General features: G+C 71.7%; 20 protein-coding genes and 1 pseudogene. 6 read left to right on the forward strand and 15 right to left on the reverse strand.

Annotation, left to right across the window (positions count from 1 at the left end; genetic code table 11):
- Nucleotides 1-65 precede the first annotated feature (65 nt).
- Nucleotides 66-311 carry a hypothetical protein gene (locus ACFY2B_RS07440; RefSeq protein WP_390762188.1) on the forward strand — a complete coding sequence of 82 codons (246 nt, stop codon included), beginning with the start codon at nt 66-68 and terminating at the stop codon, nt 309-311.
- A 144-nt stretch (nt 312-455) separates the two neighbouring features.
- On the opposite strand, the gene ACFY2B_RS07445 is transcribed toward ACFY2B_RS07440, so the two are convergent.
- From ACFY2B_RS07445 to ACFY2B_RS07460, 4 genes are all read right to left on the reverse strand, one after another.
- The gene (locus ACFY2B_RS07445) at nt 456-2,066 is read right to left on the reverse strand and encodes a hypothetical protein (protein ID WP_390762189.1); all 1,611 of its coding nucleotides are present in this window, start codon (nt 2,064-2,066) and stop codon (nt 456-458) included.
- Between the two features lie 399 nt (nt 2,067-2,465).
- Nucleotides 2,466-2,885, reverse strand: a complete 420-nt coding sequence (locus tag ACFY2B_RS07450) for a hypothetical protein (protein ID WP_390762190.1) — start codon at nt 2,883-2,885, stop codon at nt 2,466-2,468.
- 145 nt (nt 2,886-3,030) lie between these two features.
- Complete coding sequence (locus ACFY2B_RS07455) at nt 3,031-4,368, reverse strand: chloride channel protein (RefSeq protein WP_390762191.1); 1,338 nt, start codon at nt 4,366-4,368, stop codon at nt 3,031-3,033.
- Between the two features lie 586 nt (nt 4,369-4,954).
- Nucleotides 4,955-5,344 (reverse strand): VOC family protein, encoded by a 390-nt coding sequence (locus ACFY2B_RS07460; RefSeq protein WP_390762192.1) that lies wholly within the window; start codon nt 5,342-5,344, stop codon nt 4,955-4,957.
- Between the two features lie 179 nt (nt 5,345-5,523).
- Here ACFY2B_RS07460 and ACFY2B_RS07465 point away from each other — a divergent pair, with 179 nt between their 5' ends.
- Entirely contained in the window at nt 5,524-6,411 is an 888-nt protein-coding gene (locus ACFY2B_RS07465) for a LysR family transcriptional regulator (RefSeq protein WP_390762193.1), read from the forward strand.
- 1,050 nt (nt 6,412-7,461) lie between these two features.
- A complete protein-coding gene (locus ACFY2B_RS07470; protein ID WP_390762194.1) occupies nt 7,462-11,466 on the forward strand; it encodes a sugar-binding domain-containing protein in 4,005 nt (1,334 codons plus the stop codon).
- 103 nt (nt 11,467-11,569) lie between these two features.
- Here the strand turns inward: ACFY2B_RS07470 and ACFY2B_RS07475 are convergent, their stop codons facing one another.
- The 5 genes from ACFY2B_RS07475 to ACFY2B_RS07495 form a co-directional block, all read right to left on the reverse strand.
- Nucleotides 11,570-12,982 (reverse strand): NAD(P)/FAD-dependent oxidoreductase, encoded by a 1,413-nt coding sequence (locus tag ACFY2B_RS07475; protein WP_390762195.1) that lies wholly within the window; start codon nt 12,980-12,982, stop codon nt 11,570-11,572.
- A gap of 29 nt (nt 12,983-13,011) precedes the next feature.
- The gene (locus ACFY2B_RS07480; RefSeq protein ID WP_390762196.1) at nt 13,012-14,157 is read right to left on the reverse strand and encodes an MAB_1171c family putative transporter; all 1,146 of its coding nucleotides are present in this window, start codon (nt 14,155-14,157) and stop codon (nt 13,012-13,014) included.
- Nucleotides 14,154-15,386, reverse strand: a complete 1,233-nt coding sequence (locus tag ACFY2B_RS07485; RefSeq protein WP_390762197.1) for an MAB_1171c family putative transporter — start codon at nt 15,384-15,386, stop codon at nt 14,154-14,156. The genes ACFY2B_RS07480 and ACFY2B_RS07485 overlap by 4 nt, the downstream gene beginning before the upstream one ends.
- Nucleotides 15,383-15,925 (reverse strand): toxin, encoded by a 543-nt coding sequence (locus ACFY2B_RS07490; protein ID WP_390762198.1) that lies wholly within the window; start codon nt 15,923-15,925, stop codon nt 15,383-15,385. The genes ACFY2B_RS07485 and ACFY2B_RS07490 overlap by 4 nt, the downstream gene beginning before the upstream one ends.
- A gap of 115 nt (nt 15,926-16,040) precedes the next feature.
- Nucleotides 16,041-16,673 carry a helix-turn-helix transcriptional regulator gene (locus ACFY2B_RS07495; protein ID WP_390762199.1) on the reverse strand — a complete coding sequence of 211 codons (633 nt, stop codon included), beginning with the start codon at nt 16,671-16,673 and terminating at the stop codon, nt 16,041-16,043.
- Between the two features lie 309 nt (nt 16,674-16,982).
- Here ACFY2B_RS07495 and ACFY2B_RS07500 point away from each other — a divergent pair, with 309 nt between their 5' ends.
- Entirely contained in the window at nt 16,983-17,738 is a 756-nt protein-coding gene (locus ACFY2B_RS07500; protein ID WP_390762200.1) for an alpha/beta hydrolase, read from the forward strand.
- Between the two features lie 35 nt (nt 17,739-17,773).
- Here ACFY2B_RS07500 and ACFY2B_RS07505 read toward each other — a convergent pair.
- Nucleotides 17,774-18,942: pseudogene (locus ACFY2B_RS07505) on the reverse strand (acyl-CoA dehydrogenase family protein).
- A gap of 62 nt (nt 18,943-19,004) precedes the next feature.
- On the reverse strand, nt 19,005-20,204 hold the full coding sequence (locus ACFY2B_RS07510) for a CaiB/BaiF CoA transferase family protein (RefSeq protein ID WP_390762201.1): 1,200 nt from the start codon (nt 20,202-20,204) through the stop codon (nt 19,005-19,007).
- Between the two features lie 224 nt (nt 20,205-20,428).
- On the opposite strand from ACFY2B_RS07510, the gene ACFY2B_RS07515 reads away from it, so the two are divergent.
- On the forward strand, nt 20,429-21,301 hold the full coding sequence (locus ACFY2B_RS07515) for a hypothetical protein (protein WP_390762202.1): 873 nt from the start codon (nt 20,429-20,431) through the stop codon (nt 21,299-21,301).
- A gap of 148 nt (nt 21,302-21,449) precedes the next feature.
- Nucleotides 21,450-22,676 carry a cytochrome P450 gene (locus ACFY2B_RS07520; protein WP_390762203.1) on the forward strand — a complete coding sequence of 409 codons (1,227 nt, stop codon included), beginning with the start codon at nt 21,450-21,452 and terminating at the stop codon, nt 22,674-22,676.
- Between the two features lie 72 nt (nt 22,677-22,748).
- Here the strand turns inward: ACFY2B_RS07520 and ACFY2B_RS07525 are convergent, their stop codons facing one another.
- Genes ACFY2B_RS07525 through ACFY2B_RS07540 form a run of 4 tightly spaced genes read right to left on the reverse strand, consistent with a single transcriptional unit; the run spans nt 22,749 to nt 25,372 of the window.
- Nucleotides 22,749-24,005: a cytochrome P450 gene (locus tag ACFY2B_RS07525; protein WP_390762204.1), complete on the reverse strand. Its 1,257-nt coding sequence runs from the start codon at nt 24,003-24,005 to the stop codon at nt 22,749-22,751.
- Nucleotides 24,002-24,619: an ATP/GTP-binding protein gene (locus ACFY2B_RS07530; protein ID WP_376527148.1), complete on the reverse strand. Its 618-nt coding sequence runs from the start codon at nt 24,617-24,619 to the stop codon at nt 24,002-24,004. Before ACFY2B_RS07530 ends, ACFY2B_RS07525 begins: the two co-directional genes overlap by 4 nt.
- A complete protein-coding gene (locus ACFY2B_RS07535) occupies nt 24,600-24,956 on the reverse strand; it encodes a DUF742 domain-containing protein (protein ID WP_390762205.1) in 357 nt (118 codons plus the stop codon). The genes ACFY2B_RS07530 and ACFY2B_RS07535 overlap by 20 nt, the downstream gene beginning before the upstream one ends.
- Nucleotides 24,953-25,372, reverse strand: a complete 420-nt coding sequence (locus ACFY2B_RS07540) for a roadblock/LC7 domain-containing protein (RefSeq protein WP_390762347.1) — start codon at nt 25,370-25,372, stop codon at nt 24,953-24,955. The genes ACFY2B_RS07535 and ACFY2B_RS07540 overlap by 4 nt, the downstream gene beginning before the upstream one ends.
- Between the last annotated feature and the right edge of the window lie 56 nt (nt 25,373-25,428).

Raw genomic sequence — 25,428 nt, forward strand, 5'->3', positions numbered from 1 at the left:
GGCGGGTATCGGCGTTCAGCCCGGCCGGCAACTGCACGAGGATGTTGGGCAGTGCTCCGGCGAAGGTGACCCAGCCCGCGGCCACCGGGGAGCCGGTCTCGGCCAACGTCAGCAACGGGTACGCGATGCGGGCGCTGTTGGTGCCCAGCAACGAGGTGCCGTTGCCCAGCCACAGCAGCATGAAGTCGCGGTTCCTCCAGACGGAGTCGGCTTTCATCGGCCGTCCCGCATGGCCGGCCGGTCCGTCAGGTCCGCACCGGCCGGCCCTCGCGTCGCTGTCGGGGTGCTGCGCACCGGTACGGCCCGGGTGACGCGGTCGACCACTGACACTGCCATGGCTGCTCGTGTCCTTCGGACTACTCGGCTTTCGAGGGACAGGTCGGAGGGGCGCCTGGCCAGGGAAGTGCCGGGCCAGGCGGCCCATCCTGCCCGTGCCGTGCCGACCGACGATCACGTCAGGGCCGGTCGGCATCGGCTCCCGGCGCCTGGGTGACCGTCAATGTCACCGGGCCACCCGGCATCGGGGTGCCGTTCGGGAAACCGAAGGACGAGGACTGGTTCGCCTGGTCGGAGAGGCGCAGGGCGATGGTGTACGTCCCGGGGGCCACGTTGGACGGCAAGGGGAAGCTCATGGTCAACGGGCCGCTGAAGGTCAGGGAGGCGCCGCCGGTCACGGCCGGGATCATCTGCCCCGAGGAATCGATCAGGTACACGTCGTAGCCGTCAACACCCGCGGTGGTGCCCGAGACGTTGACGGTGAGGCGCAGGTCGGTGGAGTGGTCCGTCGCCGGGACGGTGGTGGGCGAGAGCATGGCCTGGTCGATCTCGGGCAGCACCGTGTCGGGTGCGGAAGTGATCGTCAGACCGGTCTCCGGTGCGCCGAACTCCGAGCCGTACAGCGCGACGTTCCCCGCACGGTCCGTGATGATCACGCCGGTGATGTGGCAGGTGAAGACCTGCCGCGGCACGTCGTAGTCCACCGAGACGGTCCCGTCCGCCGCGGTCGTCGCCGTACTGGAGGGCTGTCGGCAGCCGTTGACGCTGTCGGTGTCCACGACCGCCGACGCGACCCCGTCCCGGTCCCCGTGGGGCCGGAATCCGACCTTGACCGTCCGGGCGCCGTGCCAGGTGTCGACCGGGTTCGGCGTTGCCGTGAAAGCGTCCGCGGAGAGCACGTCGTTGGAGGTGACATGGACCGGCGCGGCTGAGAGGTTGTCGTAGCTGCTGGTGTTGCCCGCGTTGTCCGTCAGCTCGACCTTCGAGACGGTCCACGTGCCCGATGCCGCGTGTGCGGGGAAGGTCACGGACACGCCGCAGGAACTGGCGTCCGTCTGGCCCCACCCGATGTAGCCACAGCCCTGGTAGCCCGAGTACCAGGTCCACTCGATGGCGAACGAGCCGGTCAGGTGCTGCCCGCCGGGGCCGGTCAGCGTCAGGGTGCCACCTGAGACGCCGGCTTGGGGGTCGTGCACGTCGAGTTCGTAGGTCATGCTCGACGAGCCCCCGCCGACGTAGACGTACGGCTGCCGTTCGTTGTCCACCGCGAGGGCGTCGTACGTCGGGCCCCGTGTGTCGGCGAGTGTCCTTGCCCTGAACGTGTTGTGGAACGCACCCAGCCGGGCGGCGTCCCAGTCCAGCGAGGTGCCCTGGGTGTCCCATGCCTCCAGCCGGGTGACGGCCCAGGTGACCGACGTCCCCGCCGCGTACTGCGGAGGGGCCAGGGTCCACTCGTAAGTGGCCTTCTGCGGCGTCGAACCGGGCACCAGGGTGATGTCCTGGCCGGCGGAGCCCACGTCATAGGTTCCGACCAGCGGTACGCCCAGGTAGGTGCCGGCGGTCGCGCCCTGGCGGCGCAGATAGACTCGCGCGCCCATGCCGTCGGTCCCCGGGGTGGTGTCCGTCATCGTCCAGCGGAGCGTGACGGTCTTGCCGCCGGCCGTCGCGTCCACCGCGGACGGGGTGAAGTCCATGTCGGTGACGGCCATGGTGCCCGTCTCCTGCGCCGCCGCGGTCCCCGTGATCGGTGCCAGGGCCAGTGCGAGCCCCACCCCGATGACCGCGGCCATCCGTCTCAGCCGTATGCCCAACTGTGCCCCCTCATTCTGTTTTCTGTCCCGCCCCGTACCTTCGGGGCAGCCGGACTGTAACAGTCGAATCACCCACCGTACCGGGAAAATTCGGTGATCTGTTCGACTGTGTCCGTCTCGTCGACCGGAGTTCCGTGGTCCTTCGGCGAGGTGGACGCGGGTGCGGGTGACCTGGGTGGTCGGGGCGGCGGCTCCTCGCACGAGGCTCGGGGCGGCCGGGCCGTGCGGGGTCGCTCGCCTGGTGGCGGCGTCGGCCCGCCGTCCTGCTCGCACCCCGCGGACCCCGTCCGTGACGGCATGGCGGACAGCCCCCGACGCCACACCATCGACGTCCCTCGGCCCCCTGTCCGCCCGTCCCGGCCGGCGCGTGAGACGGGATCAGCGCCCGTAGCGCTCGCAGCGAAGGGGCTTGTGGGAACCGTCGGTGAGGCAGATGCGCACGACCGCCGCCCCGCCGGGGACGTCCGCCGGCACGGTCATGAAGAAACGGGCGCTCGAACCGCACACGACGTTGGGGCTCAGCTCGTCCCCCAACTGCCCGTCGTGGGTGTCGAGGGTGTACGCCCGGGTGGCCCGGCAACTCGCGATGTCGGCCGAACTCACTGACTTGTGCTCACCGGACACGATGACCGACCGATCGTGCCACTCGATGAGGCCCCTCGTGTACGTGTTCCCGATGGTGACGTCGAATTCGCTGATCGGGTAGTCGGCCGCGTGGGCGTCGGCGGCAGGGGCACCGAGGAGTGTGCCCGTGGTCAGCGCGACGGCGCTGAGGGCAGCGGCGAGATGAGTGCGCATACGGTCTCCAGGAGTCGAGCCTGTCGCAGCTGTCGGCTGACAATTGCCCCAGTGTCCGGGCACGCAGTGATCGCGTCTACGGCAGTTCGAGCCAATTGCCCGACGACGTGAATGTCACCCTCGGCTGTGGCTGCGGGCGTGCCCGTCACTGGGCGGGGAGCCGTACGGAGTAGATCGACGGGGTGTCGAGTCTGCGGGAGACGAGCATGGCGCCGGTGACCGCGAGGAGCAGGGGGACCATCAGGGCGTCGATGGTGCGGGTGAGTTCCAGCATCATGACGACGGCGGCCACGGGGGCCTGCATGGCGGCGGCGAGGACGGCGGCGGCACCGATGACCGCGAAGCCGGCGGCGGGACCCGGCCAGGCGTGGGCCCAGCCCTGCCCGATCAGGGAGCCGAGCAGAGCGCCGGTGGCGAGGGTGGGGGTGAAGAGTCCGCCGCTGGCCCCGCTGCCCAGGCTGCCCGCGGTGGCGATCGGTTTCAGGAAGAGGAGGGCCACCAGCGCGGGGGTGGCGAGCTGCGCGCCCAGGGTGAGCTGGACGATGTCCTTGCCGTTGCCGAGCAGTTGCGGATACGGGACGGCCAGCGCGCCGACCGCGGTGAACACCAGCAGGGGCGCGACCAGTCGGCGCCGTCCCGCCGGACGGCGTTCGTACGCGATCCTGATCATCCGTACCCAGGCGACGGCGACCAGCCCGGCGAGCGGGCCGATCAGCACGGCGAACACGGCGAGCGACGCGGACAGTGCCACGCCGGACAGTCGGTAGGTCGGTCCGGTGGGGAGCACGGTCCAGGAGACCGCGGTGGCGATGCAGGACGTGGCCAGGGCGGGCAGGGCCAGCCGCAGCGACAGGACGCCGAGCATCACCTCCAGGGTCATCAGCGCGCCGCCGAGCGGGACGTTGTACACCGAGGCCAGGCCGGCACCGGCGCCGCAGGCCGCCAGCAGCCTGCGGTGCGCGGTGTCGATGCGGGCCCAGTCGGACAGCCAGGAGGCCAGTGCCGCGCCGGCCAGCCGCGGTGCGGCCTCCCGGCCCAGGGAGGCACCCATGCCGACGATCACCACGGAGACCACCGCGGTGCCGAGGCTCCGGCGCAGCGGCAGGTGTCCCTCGTCCCGCCACAGCGCGGTGCTCACTTCCGAGCCGCCGGGCCCCGTCCACCAGCGCAGCAGCCACCAGCCGATTCCGGCCAACGCCCCGGCCGCGGCCAGGGCCACCACGCGGCGCTGCGCACCGGCCCGCTCGACCGCGGTCAGAAAGTCCCCCGAACTGTAGGAGTAGGTGAGGTGGGCCGCCGCGTCCAGCAGCGTCATCAGGGCGGCACCCGCAAGTCCCGCCAGCACGCCGGTGGCCACGACCAGTGCCCAAAGCCGTGCGGACAGCGTGGGGACGTCCGCCGGCGCGATGAGATTGGGCTGCCCGGACGTGCCGCCACCCGTGGCCTTGTTCCTTTCGCGGTCACCGCCTCGGCCCAGATCCATCGCTCGCCTTTCCGGGGAAGTCGGCCGTCGCACAGCCCTTGGCGTGCATCGTCTCCCGGCCCGGCCGGGCAAGGCGGAGTGCGGCGCGCGTGTCGCGCCGCCCGGGACCGGGGCCGGCAGGGGCAGCCGGAGCCGGGCCTGCGGCGGGGCTGCCCGACCGCACGGGAACACGGACGCTCGGCACACGCCCCTGGTCGGAGCACGAACTCCCCGGGTCACTCCCCGAACGGAGCACGACGAACGGCGAGCGACGAACGGCGAACGGCGAACGGCGAACGGCGAACGGCGAACGGCGAACGGAGCACGATGAACGCCCGAGCCCTTGAGCGCGCATCGCCGCACCGGGGCAGCAGGGGTGAACATCCGCGCCCAGCCGGACACGGCGACGCCCGGAGCCGAGCGGACCGCCTGACGTCGGGGCGGGCAGATCGCCGGACGGTCACCGGACGGGGAGCCCGGCCGAGCGGGTCGCAGGACCAGGACCCCGCCGAGCGCGTCATCGGCAGCCGAATGTCGGGAAACACGGCTTGACAAGGAGGCACGGGCCGGGGCCGGGTTCCAAGCTCTCCCGCACGCCCAGGTGTTTTCAGACGTCCGGCGGATACCACCGCAGTTCCACGGTGTTGCCGTCCGGGTCCAGCACGTAGAGGGAGACCGCGACGCCCTGGGCGCCGAACCGCTCGCCGGGGCCGTCCACCACGGTGAAGACACCGGAGTCGACGACCTGTTGCCAGTCGAGCGGCTCCACCACCAGGCAGATGTGGTCGACGTTGGAGCCCTCCGGCCGCCCGGCCGGTGCCTTGACGAGGTCGATGATGGTGGTGGGGCTCACCCGGACGGACGGGAAAGGTGCCTCGCCGGCCCGCCACTGGTCCACCCGTACCGGTTGCAGGCCCAACGGGCCCGTGTAGAAGGCGAGCGAGCGCTCGATGTCGACGGTGTTCAGGACGAGGTGGTCGAAGGCGATCACGCGCATGGGTGTCTCCGCTGGGTCGGGGCGCCCGGTGCGCCGATGGCGGTACGCCGGGGCCGGCGGCGCCCCGGACCTCGCCGGTCCGGGGCGACGGCTGGTCACCGGTTCGAGCATCGCCGAGCGGACATCCATGGGTCCAACGCATGTTTGTCATCCGATCCATCGTGTTTCACGATGGATCGGTGGACCTCCAGCAGATGCGCTACGTCCTCGCGGTCGCGGAGACCGCGAGCTTCACCCGCGCCGCCGAGCGGTGCCACATCGTCCAGTCCGCGCTCAGCCACCAAGTGGCCCGGCTGGAGCGGGAACTCGGCGCCCGGCTGTTCGACCGGACCAGCCGGCGGGTGCGGCTGACCACCGCCGGAGAGGCGTTCCTGCCCGCCGCCCGCCAGGCCCTGGAAGCGGCCGACCGGGCCCGGGCCGAGGTGGCGGCGGCCACCGGCGAGATACGGGGCCCGCTGACGGTCGGATCGATCCCCACCGTGGCGGCGGTCGATCTGCCGGCGGTACTCCGGGACTACCGCCTGCGCTACCCCCGGGTCCGGATCAGTCTGCGGGCGGGCTCCAGCGAACGGCTCGTCGAGCAGGTGCGCGACGGCAGCCTGGACGCGGCCTTCCTCGGCGTACAGCCCGGATTCCGGTCACAGGGCGTCCGGGACAGGGACCTCGCCCACGGGCAGCATGTCGCGGTGGTCGCCCCGGGCCACCCGCTCGCCGCGCGCCGCGAGGTGGACCTGCGTCTCCTCGCCGACGAGGTGTTCGTGGACTTCGCCGCGGGCAGCGCCGCCCGTGCCCAGTCGGACCAGGCGTTCGCGGCGGTCGGCCTGCGGCGCGAGGTCGCCTTCGAGGTCTCCGGCGTCGAACTCATGGTCCGGATGGTCCGCCACGGGCTGGGCATCGCGCTGCTGCCCGCCTCGTTCACCACGGAACTCCACGGACTGCGCTGCGTGCCGATCACCGACGGACCGGTACGGGTGGAACGCCTCGTCTGGAGCCGGTTCACCCCGTCCCCAGCGGCCTCCGCCTTCCTCGCCATGCTGGACGTCTCCCGGCCGGACCCGGCCGCCTGACCACACGTCTCAAGGCACCGGCGAGACCCGGCCCCGTGGTGCACACGGTCCCGCCCGGCGGATGGCGGTCCCGACCCGGGAACGGGGCCTCGGACGAACGGAACAGGGCTCGTACGCAGCCGGCCGTCACGGTGTTGACCTGCGGTGATAGGCAGAGCCATGGGGCGGGAAGCCACTTCGGCGAGGTGTTACCGGAGATCTTGACGCGTCCATAGAAAGCGCTTAACGTCCACACCCATGTCGTCAAACCCCGTACCGTTGGCCGACGTTGGTGTCGGCGACCGTGGGACGAAGCACGCCGGCTGCACGCCGCGGCACCAGGGCGTGGCGAGCGTGCTGAGCGTGGCCGGGCCGTGCCGGGGGCGATCCGTCGCCGCACCCCGGATCGCGCACGACCGGACTGCCGGGACGAGGCCGAACCGGCGGGCGGGTACTCCGCTGGGCGCTTCCGCTCCGTGCGGCCGGTCCACGGGCGGCACGGCTGTCCGCCCGGGGTCGAGGACGACGGCTTCATCCTCCGCGGGCCCTGCCGAAGGCATGGCGCCGCCTTCGGCACCTCCTCCGGCAGCGGCACCACCGGCCGCCCCGGCGGGACGGCGCACACCCACGCGCCGGCCTCACCCGACCGGTGGCCCGACTCGGCCGCCCGGGGCAGCGACACCGCCGCCACCGCGCCGTACCCCGGCAGCGGACGGCCACCACAACCACAGGGTCCACACGTACGCCGGAGCCGTCGGCACGGCTCCCGGCGGGATCGTGGCCGCGATCACCGCGCGGAACCCGAATCTGACGGCCGCCGACGGCCGGCCGGCCCTGCGCCCCTTCTCCCTCTCCGCCGGCCGGCCAAGCCCCGTCGGCTGACCAGGGCCGACGCCTCACCGGGGCCACCCGTCCTTCCCAACCGGCCCCACCCCGTTCCCTTCTCGCACCACCCGCTTCTGTTTCGCACCATCCGTTCCCTTGTGGGCTGCCCGCCGGTCCCTGCCCGCGCACCGCGCTCCCTCCCGCGGGGCGGGGCCGCGCCTGCCCTTACACGGAAGGCTCGATCTCGTGAACCAGCCGAACTCGCCCCGGTCGCACCCACGCGGTGCGGACCTGGTGCCCACCCGCAGGCAGGTCCTCACCCTCGGCGTGGCGACAGCCGCCGCGCTGGGGCTCGCCCGGACAGGCGCCGCACAGGCCGCCACGCCGGGCCCGCAGACGGACGGCGGCCGGGTCCTTGAGTCCCTCAACGGCACCTGGGACTTCCTGCCCGCGACCCCGGACGCCTCCTATCCCCCGCCGTCCGCGGGGTGGAACACCATTCCCGTGCCCGCGGAATGGAACATGAGCGGTGGCCCGTTCAGCACCGGCTGGCAGGCGTACGACCTGTTCGGCACGCCGGCGGAGTGGAACTCCGTCACCGCTGCCTGGTACCGGCGCGAGCTGTCCGTACCGGCGAGCAGCGAGGGCAAGCGGATCGTCCTGCGCTTCGAGGCCGTCAATGCCGCGGCCACGGTGTTCGCCGACGGGGTCCAGGTGGCGCACCACACCGACGGTCTGCTGCCCTTCGAGGCCGACATCACCGAGCAGGTCGCCTTCGGCGGGACCACCACGGTCCACCTCCTGGTGCGGTCGCCGGCCGGTCTGCGCCAGGCCGACGGCTACCACTTCCCCGGCGGGTCCTGGTGGGGCCAGTGGGGTGCCGGCATCTGGCAGGACGTGTGGCTGCTGGCCCGTGAGCCGGTCTCGGTGGCCGACACCGCGGTGGTCACCTCCGTCACCGACAAGGCGTTCACGGCCACCACGACGCTGCGCAACGACGGCGCCGCCGCCCGTACCGTACGGGTGGAGCACACCGTGTGGGACGGGCCGCGCCAGGTGCGCAGGGCGAGCGCGCAGGCGAGCGTGCCGGCCGGCGGCACCGCGCAGGTCCGGACGGACTCCGCGTGGGCCGACCCGCGGCTGTGGGGGCCGGACGACCCGCACCTGTACGAGCTGCGGGTGGACGTCCGGGACACCGCGAACGGCCCGGTGCTGGACTCGGCCACCACCCGCTTCGGTTTCCGCGAGGTCACCGTCGACGGGCCCGTCCTCAGACTCAACGGGAAGGCGCTGCTGCTGCGCGGCGACTCCTGGCACTACATGGGCTCGGTGCAGAACAGCCGTGCCTACGCCGAGATGTGGCTGGGCATGGCCAAGGACGCCGGTGTCAACTACATGCGGATGCACGCGATGCCGTACCCGCCGGTGTACTACGACGTCGCGGACGAGCTGGGCATGCTGATCATCGGCGAGTCCGGGATCTACGGGTCGTCGGGCAACTACGCGATGAACGCGGACGACTTCTGGGCCGCCTGCCACACCCATGTGACCGACTGGATCGTCCGCGACCGCCACCATCCGTCGATCATCGCCTGGAGCGCCGAGAACGAGATGCTGGCCCGCTTCGGGCAGAGCTGGTCGGCGAAGATCGCCGAACTGAAGCCCACCGTGCTCGCGAAGGACACCACCCGGCCGGTGTACTTCGAAGGCGACGGGGACCCGCAGGGCGCGGGCGACATGCGCAGCAACCACTACTCGCTGGAGATCACCAGCAACAGCACGGCGATCCCCGAGAGCGCCCGCGCCCTGGCTCCGGGACAGCCGCGCGGCACCGAGTGGGACCGCAAGAAGCCGTGGCTGATCAGTGAGTTCAGCTCGATGTACTACGCGAGCCCGTCCGACGTCAGCGCGATCGGCGGCCCGGGGGCCTATGCGGACCTGGACGGCCTGTGGGCCACGCACGCGACGATCGTCCGGGCCCAGATCGAGGGCTTCCGGCTGGCCGGCATCACCGGGATCTCCCCGTGGAACACGGTCTGGTACGGGATGCGGCCGCTGCCGTTCGACGGCACCTCGGTGCCGCGGCAGGACCCCGGCGGCTCCGGACCGGTGCTCAAGCGGGTGGGACGCTACGCGGCCACGCTCAACCCCGGGTTCCAGGAGGGACTTCCGTCCTGGCAGCCCAACCCGATCCACGGCGCCGTCGCCCGCGCCTTCTCCCCCGTCGCCGCCTTCGCCCTGGACTACCGCACCCACGTCTTCGGCGGCACGAAGTTCACGCGTGACCTGCTGCTGGTCAACGACGGGGCGGAGGACGCCAGGCTCACCGTGCGCTGGCAGGCCGGGGGCGGGTCCGGGCTGCCCACGCGCAGCGGCAGCGCCACCGTCACCGTCCCGGCGACCGGGCGCAGGACGCTCACCACAGCCCTGAGCCTGCCGAAGGTGTCCAAGGACACCCGGGCGGTCTGGCAGGTGACCGTGGAGCAGCGCGGTGAGCAGGTGTTCGCCGACCGGGCCACGGTGACCGTGTACGCCACGGCCCCGGCCGCGTTGGGCGTGCCGCTCAGGGCCGCGGTGGTGGCGGGGACCGACGGCGCGACCACGTCCGCGCTGACCGCTCTCGGTGTCACGACCCGGAAACTGGCGGACCTGTCGGCGCTGCCCGACCCGGGCTCGGGCGAGATCCTGGTGATCGCCGAAGGCGCGGAGACCGGCGCGAGTGCCGACGACGGCACCCGGGTCACGGAGTTCGTCAAGGCCGGCGGGCAGGTGCTGGTGCTCGCGCAGAGCACGCTGCCACAGATCCTGCCCTGGCCGGTGGTCGCCTCCGCGAGCGCCCAGACGGTCAGCCACGTCACGGCCCCGCACCACCCGGTGCTGACCGGCATCGGGGCGGACGACCTGCGCTGGTGGCAGACCCCCGACGAACTGGTGGTGAGCATGCTGCTGGCCAAGCCCGGGTTCGGCAGCATGCTCTCGCTCGCCGACGCCGGTCCGGCACTGTGGGGCTCCGCCCTGGCCGAGGCCCGCTACGGCAAGGGCCGTTACCTGCTGTGCCAGTACCCGGTGGTGGCCGCCCAGGCCGCCGAGCCCGTCGCCGCGAGGCTGCTGCGCAACCTGCTGCGGTACACCGCGGGCAGCCCCGAGCCGGTCCGCACCACCGCGGTACTGGCCACCGCCCCGAAGAGCGGGGTGGCGCCGGTCCTCAAGGCCGCCTCGGTGGACCTGACGGCGCTCACCGCGGTGGACGCCGCCGCGCTGGCCACCGTCGACCTGCTGTTCGTGGACGCCTCCCCGGGCAACGAGACGGCGCTGGCGTCCCTGAAGGACCACGCGGCGGACGTGACCGACTGGCTGTCCGCGGGCGGCACCCTGTGGATCAACGGTGCCACCCCGGACACCTGGCCCTCGGTGGCCGGGTTCCTGCCCGCCGGGGCCACGCTGTCGCCGGTGGACACCGTGCACCGCAACGGCGCGGTGACCACCGGGGACAGTCCGCTGACCGCCGGCCTCACCAACGCCGACCTCGACTGGCCCGGCACCGCCCTGGCCGCGCACACGCTCTCGGTCTCCGGCGGGGAGAGCGCCGCCACCACCCGCGCGGTCTCCTGGAACGCCCTGCGGGGCGGCAACGAGCAGACCAAGTACAGCAAGGCGCTGGACAGCACCCGCGGATTCACACCGGGTACCGTCCTGTGGCGCGGTGCCGGCGGGAAGGGATCGGTGGTCGTCGACCAGTTCGCCTGGCCGAACGCCTTGGCGCTGCCCACCCAGGTGGGTCTGGCCGCCCGGCTCGCCGCCAACGCCGGCGCCGCCTTCGTCGCCGGATCGGGTTCGGGCGACCTGCCCACGACCGGTTGGAAGCCGTTCACCGAACCCGACAGCGGCGGGGCCGCCAACGCCTTCGACCGCAACCCCGGCACCCGCTGGAGCAGCAACGGCGCCCAGAAACCGGGCATGTACTACGGTCTCGACCTCGGCGGGGTCCATCGCATCACCCGGGTGGTGTGGGACACCTCCGCCTCCGTCAACGACTACCCGCGCGGTGTCGACGTCCAGGTCTCCTCCGACAACACCACGTGGACCACCGCGCTCAAGATCGCCGACACCACGTCCGTCGTCGCGGCCGGGGTCCTGGTCCTCACCTTCGACCCCGTGGAGGCCCGCTATCTGAAGATCGTCGACACCGGTTCGACGGCGACCAACTACCTGTCCCTGCACGAGATATACGTCTACGAGGCGACGAGCTGACCCCACTCGCCGCACGACGCGCCGGCCCCGCCCGCCGCACGGTGGGGTGCCCGCCCTCCTTCACGGGAGTGGGCCCCCTGCCCGCGGGGCCGACGCACACCGCTTACGCGATGGCGCTCTTCCTGAGCCTGTCGAGAACCGTCAGCTCGCGCGGGGACAGCGGGGGTTCCGACAGGTGGGGCAGCGGGGAGCCGCTCACCGCGGCCAGGACGGCTCTCGGGCGCAGGAGGCGGGTCGGCGTGGTCCGCAGGCTGGTGACGTCCCACAGGGCGGAGGCCGCGTCGTAGGAACCCGTGGCCGATCGGGTCAGCATGCGGGAGTAGCGAGCGGTGAGGCGGTCGGCGATCGTCGGCTTCCCCCCGCGTACCGCGGGGTACAGCACGTCCGTCCCGACCGCGGTGGCCCAGGCTCCCTCGGCGCACTGGGCGGCGCCCCGCAGGACCCGGCGGGACAGGCCGGGACCGGCGGGGCCGGTGCGGCGCACTTCCCGGGCCAGGACCTGGGCGCCGAGCGCCGCGACGCTCATCCCTTGGCCGTACGCGGGGTTGAAGGTCGCCAGCGCGTCTCCCAGGACGATCAGGCGCTCGGGCCAGGAGGGGGACTTCTCGAAGAAGCGGCGGGCGTTGCTGGTGCTGCGGCTGACCACCACGTCCGTGAGCGGTTCGGCGCCGGAGATCAGCCAGCCGACGAGGGGATGGGGCAGGTCGAGCGTGTACCGCACGAAGTCGTCGGGGCTCTGCGGGGGTTCACCGCCCCGGGTACCGCCCAGGCTGACCATCCACCGGTCGTCCTCGATCGGGAGGATCATCGCGCTGCGACCGGGCCGGCCGTGGTAGGGGTTGGCCTGGATCACCGTCAGCGGAAAACTCTCCGCACCCGCGGGAGTGCGGTAGACGCGGGTCGCGTTCGCCAGGCCGGAGTCGACGTTCCGCACGGGCACACCCGTGATGCCGATCTCCTCCAGCCACCGGAGGATGTGCGAGCCGCGTCCGCCGGCCTCCACCACGATGTCGGCGTCGAGTTCGGGCCCGAGCGGGTCCCCCGCGTCCGACGCGCCGACACGTACACCGTGCACCCGTCCGGCGTCGCCCAGCAGGCCCTCGACCGCGGCCCGGTGGACACGGACGTTGCCGCTGACGCTCAGCACGGCCTCGCGGACCACCCAGTCCAGCAGGGCCCGGGTGCAAGTGATCATGCTGGGCCCGTCATGGCGATAGCGGTGGAACCACCCGTCCGGGGTGAGGGCGACCATGCCCGAGCTCAACGAGACCTCGTGCGCCCCCGCGGCCAGCAGCCGTGCGCGTACGCCCGCTCCGGGCAGCAGGTCCTCCATCGCGGCCAGGCCGCCCGCCATGAGCAGGTGTGCGTGGTGTCCCTGGGGGACGCCCTTCCGGTTCTCGGGGCCGTCGGGCAGGACGTCGCGGTCGAGGAGGAGGACTTCGTCGGCTGCGGGAGACAGCGCTGCGGCAGCCAGCAGTCCGGCCAGCCCCGCTCCGACGACGACAGCTCTACCCATGATGCTCCTTCATGCCGAGGTGGGTGCAGTCACTGCTCTCTCGCTTGCCGCGGTGTCGCGAGCCGGACGCGCGCCAGCGCGTCGGCCAGGTCCAACAGTTCACTGGTGAGGCGGTACTTGGCGGGATGCGCCGTGGAGGCGTCCCCGTCGACGGAGTTGCGGCGTGCCGCCTCCACGGTCATGGCCGCCTCCGAGGCGGCCCGCGCGCTCCTGGACGTGTGGCCCTGCTCGACCGCGGCCTGGTACGCCTCCTCACCCACGCGGTCGTCGAACTCGGCCGCCAGACGCAGCAGCGCGTCGTGGATCGACACCTCAAGCAGGTGGAGGCGGGTCCTCGGCAGTTGCCAGCAGGACGGCTGCGGCTTCGGCACGGTCGCCACGTCCCGCACCTCCAGCCACAGCGGCTCCAGGCTGCGGAACTCGGTCAGGCTGCGTCGCTGGGCGGCGACCGCGGAGACCAGTCCCGGCAGGACGAAGCCGGCGGCGCAGAGCAGGGCGCCGAGCGAGGCGGCCGGCGGGGCGACGGTCGTGGAGAGGAAATCCAGGTCGTACCCGAGCCACCGGGCCACGACCGCCGTGGCCTTGGTGCAGACGAACCCGGTCACGTCCAGCGTCAGTCCGGCGAGGATCAGCCTCAGGCCCGTTCGGAGCAGGCCGGTCACCTCGTCCCGCACCCACCGTAGGCACAGCAGGGACATCATGATGGTCGAGGCCAGGTGTCCCGCGAGGTAGAGGACGATCATCTCCCGCAGGTAGCGGGTGTTCGCATAGTAGGTGTCGAGGTCCTGGAGCCGTTCCGTGCCGGCGTCCGCCAGGAAGAAGAGGACGATGATGGTGATGATCAAAGAGGCGTAGACGGCCATGCCGGCGCGGACCATCCGCCGCACCTGCCGGGGCGGGCCGCCTCTCCAGTGGATCAGCAGGATCAGCAAGGAGCCGCTGTAGGCGGACAGCGCGCTGTAGGTGAGCGGCGCACCCGCGTTGGGGATGCCCGTGAATCTGTTGAACGCGGCCAGGGTCGTGGGGGCCGCGCAGAAGAACGTCAGGGCGCCCAGGCAGATGGATGCGCAGGTGGGCAGGGTCAGCGGGTTCCGGGGAGCCGTCCGCGGGTGGCGAAAGATCACGACAGCGGCCAGGAAGAAGACCAGAGCCGCTATGTACACGACAAGGCTCATGTGCCGTGGCTCCGTTCGGCTCCGCCGGCGGTGGTGGGGGCCGGTTCCGGGTGCGCCGGGGTCAGGGCCGGTCCTGGCAGCGGGGAGCGGACACGGAAGGCGGCGACGGCGTCAGAGGCCGCGAGAGCGTCCGCGAGAGGGCCGAGCGCCGTCGGCTCCGGTGTCCGCGACAGTCGGTCGGCGGTGTCGAGGGGGCGGGCGTTCGGCGTTCCGCTGTGTTCGGCCGCCGCCGCGACGGTCACGGCCCACGCCGTCGACGTGGCGCGCTCGGGGTCGCCCGTCGTGTGCAGTTCCGCCGCGTACGCCCGGTCGTAGAGTCTGCGGTCGTAGAACTCCTCGATGTCCCTGAGTCCGTTGAGAATGCTGCTCTGGCGCCAGATCAGCCACATGAACGGTGAGAACGGACGCGGTACCCGCAGGGCCCGCCGGGTGAGGACCTCGTCCAGTTCCCGTTCGAGCGGGGCGAGCCGGACGTAGTCACGCCGCGACTGGCGCAATTCCGTCAGGCGGGGACCGGCGAGTGGCACGAGGACCCCCGCCGTGGTCAGGAAGGCTCCGACTCCGGCGCAGACGGGTGCGATCGTCGTGCTCAGCATCGACAGGTCCTGCCCGCTCCAGCGGGCCACCACGGCGATCAGCTTGGAGAGGCTGTAACCGGTGGTGATCAGTGTGCCGAAACCCATGATCAGCAGGCCGCCGCGCAGCCAGGGACGGCGTCGCACCTGGCGGGCCCAGCGCAGCGACCACAGCGAGGTGACGGTCACGGCCGTCAGATGCGCCACGAGGTACAGGACGATCATCTCGGCGATCCAGGGGGTCGCCGAGTAGTAGGTGTCGAAGTCGGTCCGGCGTTCCCGGTCCGCGCGCCCGATCACGAACATCACGGCGATGGCGACGACGACCGCGGCGTAGCCGCACACCCAGCGCCGAGTGGTCCGGCGCGCGTCGGATCCCGCACGCCAGTGGGCGATCAGTACCAGCGACGCCGCACCGTAGGCGGTGATCGATATGTAGGTCAGGGGCGCCGCCAGGTTGGGTACACCGCTGAGGTCGTTGATCGCCCTCACGGTCGGTGGCGCGCCGAAGAGGAAGCACAACGACGCCAGGGCCAGCACCGCGTTGATGGCGCGCAGGGCGGGCTCACGCCAGTGCCGGACGAGGTCGGGCAGCTTGATCAGGAGTCCGAGCGACAGCGCGGCGCAGCTGACGTAGTTGATCAGCCCGCTCATCTTCGCGTCCCCCCGCGGTAGTTGAGCGCGGCTCCGATGCGTCCGGCGAGGTCGTCGGTGTCGGAGGGGAGTTCCATGAGGGACCGCATGCGCTGGCCGACCAGCAGCCCGAACAGCTCGGCCTCCCGCTCTTCCGCCAGCAGGAAGTCGGTACGGGCGGCGACCGGTTGGGGATCGCCGTGGCCGGGGATCTGGTCGGGGGTGATTCTGCTCATTTTATACATGTGCCACATTTCATGACCGAAGATCCCCGTCTGATGCCACGGGACGGCGTCCTTCTCGACGAGGACGTCGTCGTGGTCCGTGCGCTCCAGCCAGAGTCCGGTGGCTGCCGATGCCGCCGGGAAGTTCACCTTGTGCACGTAGATGGGCCGGCCGCGCCACTCGATCGCGGCCTGGACGAGGGCCTCGAAGAGCTGTTCGGGGCGCGCGGGGGCCTGTGCCCGGATCGGGTCGATGAGTGTGTCGGCGAATCTGCGCATCTCCTTGTTGCGGGTCTGCGCCAGCCGCCACCGCCGCAGCCCGCTCATCATCGCCATGCGCGGCTCCCCTCGGCGGCCGGCCGCGTGCGAGGGCGGGGCCTCGGCGAGCCGGGCCGGGCGTCGCACCGCCGGATGGGCGCGACCGTGCGCGGGGTCCCGGAGAACTCGGCGTTCATCGGCAGTCTCCGCCGGTCGGTCCGCTGCCTTCGGTCCCGGTCCCGGGACCGTCGGCGTCCGGACAGGTGATCATGTCGGCCCACCGGCTGAGGCTGCTCAGTGCGTCCGGGAGGATGTGCGGCGCCCGCGCGGCGAGGCGCCGGAACTCGGGTGTGCGCAGTGCGGCGAGGGGGTCCGATCTGGCCTCCAGACCTCGCAGTACGGGTTGCAGCGCTTCGTTCAGCGCTTCGGGTTCGTCCGCGGTCAGGAAGCCGGGCGGCTGCGCGAAGAAGCGACGCAGCCTGTCCGCGGACTCCAGGCTGGGGACTCCCTTGGTGAGCCAGTCGCTCATGGTCTGGCGGGACACACCCGCGTGGGCGGCGAGTTCCTCGACCGAGTAGCGCCTCCCGTCGGGCCGTCGCCGTGTCCTGCGCAGGAGTTCCAGCCGCTGGCGTACCCGTTCGGCCACCGACGTCTCGTCGGGCCGCCCGCCGTCCAGCAGGGATCGGACGACGGCCTCGGGAACACCTGCGTGCAAGGACAGGTCGGCGACGTCAAGGGCGTCCGTCAGCCGCTCGGGGCGTCCGGCGGCGTGCGCGAGCCGCTCCAGGGTCTCCCCGAGCCGTGCGTAGGCGTCTTCTGCTGCCACCGAGCACTCTCCCCGGCTGCGTCGGCCGACCAGGTCGAACCGGCACCTCGGGAGTGCCTGCCCCACCTCAGAAATGCCAAATGCTCCAGCCCTGTTACACAAGTCCGATTGACACCTCGCGGGGAGAATAGCAGGCAGGACACGTGTGGTGATGCTCCGTCGGGACATCCGTGGCCGGTTCCGGTCCGGTCCGCCGCGGCCCTGAAGCCGGCCCCGGAGCGGGGCGGGCGCGCGGCCCGGGTCGGGTAGCTTGGGCAAAGAAGCAGTGAACGTGTCGAGGTGTCGAGGTGTGAGGAGGTCCCGGGCAGTATGGCAGAGGTGATCGACTCCGAGCCGCCCACCGAGGGGGCACCGCGCCGTTCCACGGTGCGCTGCGACGGTGAACTCCTCAGCTGCGTACGGCTCGTTCCCTCCCCCGGAGCGTCGGCGGACGGGCGGCCGACCGTGGTGTTCCTGCACGGCGCGGGCACCAGTGACAAGTCGCGTTTCACCGGCCTGATGACGGAGGTCGCCGCCCGCGGGCACGAAGCGTTGGCCTTCGACTTCTCCGGGCACGGCGAGAGCACGGGGACGCTCCCGGAGTTGAGTCTGCGCCGTCGGTTCCACCAGGCCCGGGACGTGATCGGCCAGCACGTCCCGGGCGGCCGGCCGCTGGTCCTGGTCGGCTTCAGCATGAGCGGGCAGACCGTCGCCGACCTCGCGGCCCACTACCGTGCGCGGGTCGCGGCCGTGGGGCTGTGCGCCCCGGCGGTGTACGCCTCGGCCGCCTGGCCGTTGCCCTTCGGTGACGGTTTCACCGAGGTCATCCGGAGACCGGACAGTTGGCGGGATTCGCCGGCGCTCGGGGTCTTCGCCGGGCTGACCGCGCGTGCCGTGCTCGCGACGCCCGGCACGGACGCGGTCATCCCGCCTGCCGTGACCGAGGCCGTCGCCGGTGCGCTTCAGGCGCGCTCCCGGTTCACCCGGCTCGTCCTTACGGAGGCCGACCATCGCCTGGGGCTGTGGTTCGCCCGCGACGCGTCGTCACGGCGCCGTTTCGTCGAGGCCCTGCTCACCGGCGGCTGAGCCGCCCGTCCAGGCCGCGCGGCGCCGGGGGACGGTCAGCTGTCCAGGCCCCCGCGGCGGACCAACTGGCTGGCGATGACGTTGCGCTGGATCTCGTTGGCGCCCTCGCCGACGATCATCAACGGGGCGTCCCTGAAGTACCGTTCGACATCGGACTCGGTTGAGTAGCCGTAACCGCCGTGGATGCGGACCGCGTTGAGGGCGATCTGCATGGTGGTCTCCGAGGCGAAGAGTTTGGCCATGCCCGCTTCCATGTCGACCCGGTGTCCGGCGTCGGCCTCCCGTGCCGCGAACAGGGTGAGCTGCCGGGCCGCCATGAGCGAGGTCGCCATGTCCGCCAGGTAGTTGCCGATCGACTGGTGCTGCCAGATCGGCTTGCCGAACGACTCCCGTTCCCGGGCGTGGGCGAGGGCGTCCTCCAGGGCGGCCCGGCCGACGCCGAGGGCGCGGGCGGCGACCTGGAGCCGGCCGGTCTCCAGGCCCTTCATCATCTGCGCGAAGCCCCGGCCCTCGACCCCGCCGAGCAGGGCACCGGCAGGCGCCCTGTGGTCCACGAAGGACGGCTCGCAGCTCTCCAGGCCCTTGTAGCCGAGCTTGGGCAGGTCGCGGGAGACCGTCAGGCCGGGTCCGTGTTCCACGAGGAGCACGGAGATGCCCGGTGCGCGGGGCTCGCCGCCGGGTCCGTCTTGCACAGCAGTGCGATCAGCTGTGACCTGCGGGAGTTGGTGATCCAGGTCTTCGTGCCGGTCACGACGTAGCCGCCGTCCGCGTCCTTGCGCGCCACCGTGCGCATCGCCTGGAGGTCGGAGCCGCCGCCCGGCTCGGTCAGCGCCATCGTCGCCCGGACCTCGCCGGTGGCCATCCTGGGCAGATACCGCCGCTTCTGCTCGTCCGTCCCGAAGTGCAGCAGCAGTTTGGCGACGACCGTGTGGCCGCCCGTCGCGCCCGCGAGGCTCATCCAGCCGCGGGCCAGTTCCTCCGTGACGAGGACGTAGCAGGGGGTGGACACCGGTGTGCCGCCGTACTCCTCGGGGACGGCGAGGCCGAAGACGCCGAGGTGCTTCATCCGCTCGATCAGGTCCGCGGGGCAGGTGTCGGTGTGCTCCAGTTCCCGGACCACGGGCCTGACCTCCTTGTCCACGAAGTCACGCACCGTGCGGACGGCGAACCGTTCCTCGTCCGGCAGGATGTCCAGAGTGCTCATGCTGTGCCGCTCCTCGCTCACGGCCGTGCGGCCGTGGGTGGTCCGGTGGGCGTGCGCGGCGGTCAGACGACGCCCGCCGCCCTCAGTCCCTCGATGTCGTCCGCGTCGTACCCCAGCCGGGCCAGGATCGCGTCGGTGTGTTCACCGACGGCCGGGACCGGGTCCATGCGCGGTGCGGTACCGGCGAGGTCGACGGGTGGCAGCAGCGCGGACACCGTCCGCTCGCCGGGGAGAGCGACGCTCCGCCAGCGCTGCCGGACGCTCAGCACGGGGTGGGCCAGGAACTGCGTCATGTCGTTGACACCGGCGTTGGCGATGCCCACGGCGTCCAGCAGTTTCATCACCGCGCGGCTGTCCAGCTCGCGAAAGCGCCCGGCGATGAGGGTGTTCAGCTCCTCGCGGTGGGCCACCCGGTCCGGGCCGGTGGCGAAGCGCGGATCCGCGACGAGATCCGGTCGGCCCAGGAACCCCTCGCACAGCGCGGTCCACTCGCGTTCGTTCTGGACGGAGAACAGGACCTCTTTGCCGTCGGCGGCCGGGTAAGCGCCGTAGGGGGCGATGGTCGCGTGCTGGGTACCGAGCCGCGGAGGCTGGCCGCCGCCGTAGCGGGTGTAGTACGCGGGCTGGCTCATCCACTCCGCCAGCGCCTCGAACAGGGAGACCTCGACGGCCCGGACCGTGCCGCGGGTGGCACGGGCGAACAGCGCGGTGAGGATGCCCGAGCAGGCGTACATCCCGGCGGCGATGTCGGCGACCGAGATGCCCGTCCGGGCACCGCCCTCGGGGGTGCCGGTCAGCGAGACGAGGCCCGTCTGGCACTGCACCAGCAGGTCGTACGCCTTGCGGTCGGCCCAGGGTCCGCTGGTGCCGTAGCCGGAGACGGAGCAGGGGATCAGGCGCGGGAAGCGTTCCGTGAGGACGTCGGTGCCAAAACCCAGCCGGGCGGCCGCGCCCGGGGCCAGGTTCTGCACGAACACGTCGGCGTCCGCGAGCAGCCGGCCCAGGATCTCCTTTCCCCGGTCACTCGCGAGGTCGAGTGTGATCGACTCCTTGGAGCGGTTGAGCCAGACGAAATAGCTGGACTCGCCGTGCACGGCCGTGTCGTACCGGCGGGCGAAGTCTCCGCCGTCCGGCCGCTCCACCTTGATCACCCGGGCGCCGAGGTCGGCCAGCTGCCGGGTGGCGAAGGGGGCCGCGACCGCCTGTTCGACGCTCACGACGGTGATGCCGGTCAGGGGCGGTTCTTCGACGGGGTCGATCATGCGGCGGCCTCCAGGAGCGGGTTCCCCGGCGCGGACTACGATCGGGAGCCGGCAATCCCCATCATGAGCGGTCACCGGACTCATGGGCTGTCACCACCATCATGAGCTGTCGTGCGAGCCGAAGTGAACAGCGGTCCGTGACCGGTCGGGACCCGTGAGCGACCGTGACCGGGACCCGGTGGGCCGCGCGGCGGCAGCGCGCCGGAACAGGGAGGTCGGAGATCATGGACGAGACCCCGCACCCGCTCGGTTCGTACGTCGAGTCCTGGGCTCCCGGGCCGGTCACGGACACCGACCCGCTGCCCCCGGGTCCGGCCGCCGCCGTGTCCGCGCTGCTGGACCTGCCCGCACCCGTCGCGGCCGACGGCGATCCGCTGCCGCCGCTGTGGGAGTGGTTCCACTTCCTGCACTGGCCGGCCCAGCGTGACCTCGGCCCGGACGGGCATCCGCGCGCCGCGCGGTTCCTGCCGCCCGTCCCCGACCGGCAGCGCATGATCGCCGGCGGACGCTGTGAGATCACCACTCCCCTGCGCCTCGGCGAGCCGGCCGAGCGGATCAGCAGCCTGGCCGCGGTGACGCCCAGGCGCGGCCGCTCCGGCGATCTGCTGTTCGTCACCGAACGCCACGAGTTCCGGCAGCACGGCCGTCTCCGGCTGGTCCAGGAGCAGGACGTCGTCTACCGGTCCGGCCGCAGCGCCGCGGCGCGGCACCCGCACACGGTCGACGGCGGCGCCGCACCGGAGCCCGCGGGCCCCTGGCGGCTGCGGCTGCACCCGGATCCGCCCCTGCTGTTCCGCTTCAGCGCGCTCACCGCCAACGCCCACCGCATCCACTACGACGCGCCGTACTGCCGTACCGTCGAGGGGTATCCCGGTCTCGTCGTGCACGGCCCACTGCTGGCCCTGCTCATGCTCGAACTGGTCCGCCGCAACGCGCCCGGCCGCCGGGTCCGCACGCTGGCCTACCGGCTGCACCGTCCGGTGTTCGCCGACGAACACGTCCTGGCCGACGGTACGCCCGACGGCGACCACGCCCGACTGCGCGTCGCCACGCACCGCGAGGCCCGGCACGCCACGGCCGAGGTGACCTTCGTCTGAGCGGCCGGACCACGGACACAGCGGGCCACGGTCGGGTTTCGGCCAAGGGTGTCCGTATCTCAACTGGTAGGCGGAGACACGGCTGTTGGGCCGCACAGTTGATCAATAACCTTGTTGCCCGCAGGCTGTGACTCACTCTAGGAGCCCCATGTCCACCGCTCAGCAGGTACCTGACATCCTCGCGCCCGAGTTCGCCGCAAACCCCTATCCGGCCTACCGGGCGATGCGGAAGAGCGCTCCCCTCATCTGGCACGAAGTCACGCAGAGCTACATCATCTCGCGCTACGACGACGTCGAGCGCGTCTTCAAGGACAAGAACAGCGAGTTCACCACCGACAACTACAACTGGCAGATCGAGCCGGTGCACGGCAAGACCATCCTGCAGTTGAGCGGTCGCGAGCACTCGGTCCGGCGGGCGCTGGTCGCACCGGCCTTCCGCGGCAGCGATCTGCAGGAGAAGTTCCTGCCCGTCATCGAGCGCAACTCCCGTGAACTGATAGACGCCTTCCGCCACACGGGCTCCGCGGACCTCGTCCACGACTACGCGACACGGTTCCCCGTCAACGTCATCGCGGACATGCTGGGCCTGGACAAGAGTGACCACGACCGGTTCCACGGCTGGTACACCTCGGTGATCGCCTTCCTGGGCAACCTGTCCGGCGATCCGCAGGTCGCGGCGGCCGGGGAGCGCACCCGGGTGGAGTTCGCCGAGTACATGATCCCGATCATCCGGGAGCGGCGCGACAACCTGGGCGACGACCTGCTGTCCACGCTCTGCGCCGCCGAGGTCGACGGCGTACGGATGAGCGACGAGGACATCAAGGCATTCTGCAGCCTGCTGCTCGCCGCGGGCGGTGAGACCACCGACAAGGCCATAGCCAGCATCTTCGCCAACCTGCTCGCGCACCCCGAGCAGTTGGCGGCCGTCCGCGAGGACCGCGGCCTCATCCCCCGCGCCTTCGCGGAGACGCTGCGCTACACGCCGCCCGTCCACATGATCATGCGGCAGTCGGCGACCGAGGTCGTCCTCAGCGGAGGCACCATACCGGCGGGCGCGACCGTCACCTGTCTGATCGGGGCCGCAGGCCGCGACGAGAAGCGCTACCGCGATCCGGACCGGTTCGACATCTTCCGGGACGACCTGACCACGACCACGGCCTTCTCCGCCGCGGCCGACCATCTCGCCTTCGCGCTCGGCCGGCACTTCTGCGTGGGCGCGCTGCTGGCGAAGGCCGAGGTCGAGACCGGCGTCGGTCAGCTGCTCGACGCGATGCCCGACGCCCGGCTGGCCGACGGCTTCGACCCGGTGGAGCAGGGCGTGTTCACCCGTGGCCCGCAGTCGCTGCCGGTGCGGTTCACACCGAGCGCCGCCTGAAGGAACGAGCCGCCGCCCGCGGCCGGACCGGACGGACCTGCCGTCGTCCCGGTCCGCCGCGGCGCCCGCGCGCTACTGGACGACCGGTGTGAACAGCGCGGGCAGTGTCGTCAGACCGCGCATCCAGATGGACGGACGCCAGGTCAGTTCCTCCGGTTCCACCGCCAGGACCAGGTCCGGCAGCCGCTCCAACAGCGTCTCGACCGCCGTACGGGCGATGACGTCGGCGAGCAGCGGCGCCGGGTACGGACAGCGGTGCTCGCCGTTGCTGAACGACAGATGGGCGGAGTTCTCCGCGCCGACGTGTGCCTCGGGCCAGATCTGCGGATCGGTGTTGGCCGCGGCGAGACCCAGTACGACACAGTCGCCCGCCCGGATCAGCCGGCCGCCGAGCTGGGTGTCGCGCACCGCCCAGCGGCCGATGAAGTTCTGGGTCGGCGTGTCCAGCCAGAGGACCTCGTTGAGGGCCTCGCCGACGCTGAGCCGGCCACCGGAGACGTTCAGGGCGAACCGCTCGTCGGTGAGCAGCAGCCGCAGCGTGTTGCCGATCCAGTTGGCGGTCGGCTGCTGGGCCGCGGCGATCACGGAGATCAGATCCTGGACGATCTCCTCGTCGGTCAGCCCCGCCGGGTCGAGGATCATCCGGGAGGTGACGTCCGGGCCCGGCCGGTCCCGCTTCTCCTTGACCAGTCGCTGGATCCGTTCGCCCACCCGGATGTAGGCGGCGACCGGGTCGTCGCCCTCCGCGGCGTCGAGCGAGATCCGCAGGTCCTCGACGAGTTGCTGGGTGTCCGTGCCCTGGTGCGGCATCCCGCACATCTGCACCGCCGCGCGCATCGGCAGGGCATGCGCGTAGGTGCTCATCAGCTCGGTCCGGCCGCTGCCGGCGAAGTCGGCGATGAGCCGGTCGGCGATGACCTGGCAGTCACGGGCCAGTTCGAACTGGTCGACGCCCTCCAGCGCCTGGGTGATCACACCGGCCCGGCGCCGGTGCTCCTCGCCCTCGGTGAACAGCACCGAGGGCTGGTAGCCGACGAAGGGCAGCAACGGCCAGTCCTGGGGAATGGCCGACCACTGGTTCCAGCGCCGCGAGTCCCGGGCGAACAGCTCGTCGTGGCTGGTCACATAGCTGACCTCGGTGTAGCCGAGGACGAGCCAGGCCGGCACGTCCCCGTCGAGCAGCACGGGCGCGACGGCGCCGTGCTCGCGGCGCAGACTCCGGTACAGCTGTGACGGCGCCTGCTGGTACTCCAGACCGGCCAGCGGCACCGCACCGTGGTGGGCCGGGCAGCCCGGGGGCGGTGTGGGGTCGGATCCGGTGTCGGTCACGATGCGCTCTCCTTGACCGCGGCCATCTGGTAGAGGTGATCCACGAGGGTGATCAGTACGTCCTTGCCCGATGCCCGCACCCGTGCGTCGCATTCGACCAGCGGTACGTGCTCGGGCACGGCGAGCGCCTGCCGTATCTCGTCCAGGGAGTACCTGGAGGGGTCGTCGTCGAAGCGGTTGACGGCCACCACGAACGGCGTCTTGTGCTGTTCCAGGCGGTCTATCGCGTACCAGGAGTCGTTCATCCGCCGGGTGTCGACCAGGACGACCGCGCCCAGTGTGCCGGAGAAGAGCCGGTCCCACAGGAACCAGAAGCGCTCCTGCCCCGGGGCGCCGAACAAGTACAGCACCATGCGGTCGTTGAGGCTGATCCGGCCGAAGTCGAAGGCCACGGTGGTGGTGGTCTTCGCCCGCACTCCGCTGATCTCGTCGACGCCGACACCGGCCTGCGTCATCACTTCCTCGGTGTTCAGCGGCCGGATCTCGCTCACCGAGCGGACCAAGGTCGTCTTGCCGACACCGAATCCGCCCACGACGACGATCTTCAGTCCGGTCTCGGCGGCATCGGCCAAGGGCGCGCGGCTGGAAGGCAGCTCAGAGATTGCGGAGCCCATCGAGCACCTCCTTGAGAAGGGCGGTTTCGGGAAGCGAGGCGAAGGATTGTGCCGCGCGCGGGTGGCGCGCGGTGATCCGGCTGGTGGCCAGCAGGTCACCGAGCAGGATGCGCACCACGGTGATCGGAAGTTTCAGCTCCGCGGCGATCTCGACCACGGCCGTCGGGTGCCGGCACAGTTCGAGGATCCTGATGTGTTCCGACTGCATGCCGGCGGTGGGCTCGCATTCGCTGACCACCAGGGTGACCAGGTCGAAGGAGTCGTCGGCGCGGCTGCGTCCGCCCGTGACCGTGTAGAGCCGATCCGGATCACCGGTGTCCACGGGCTTGCGCGTCACGAGGAGGCACTCCCCGCCACCGGATTGCGGGGCTCGGCCCGCAGGTGCTCACCGATCTGCTCGACCAGCTCGGTCATCTGGTTGCCGACCACGCCCGGGTCGGCGGCCTCGTCGGCCACCACGGCCAGGTGGGCTCCCTCGCCCGCCTCCACGATGAACAGCAGCCCGCCGTGGAACTCGGTCATGGAGTGGCGGACTCCGCCGGTGCCGTCGCCGAACTCGACGGACGCGCCCTGGGCGAGGGCCTGGATGCCCGAACAGATCGCGGCGAGCTGGTCGGCCTGGTCCAGCGTGAGGTTCTCGGTCCAGCAGAGCTTCAGGCCGTCCCGGGAGAGCACCAGGGAGTGACGGGTCCCGGGAGTACGTTCCAGGAGGTTCTGCAGAAGCCAGGTCAGGCTGTTGTCGGTGGTCTGCATGGCAGGTGATGGGACGGTGGTGCCCGGTTGTCCGGTCACCGGCCCGTTCCTCCAAT

The organism is Streptomyces sp. NPDC001270, assembly GCF_042896695.1.
In the GTDB taxonomy this organism is placed as follows: domain Bacteria; phylum Actinomycetota; class Actinomycetes; order Streptomycetales; family Streptomycetaceae; genus Streptomyces.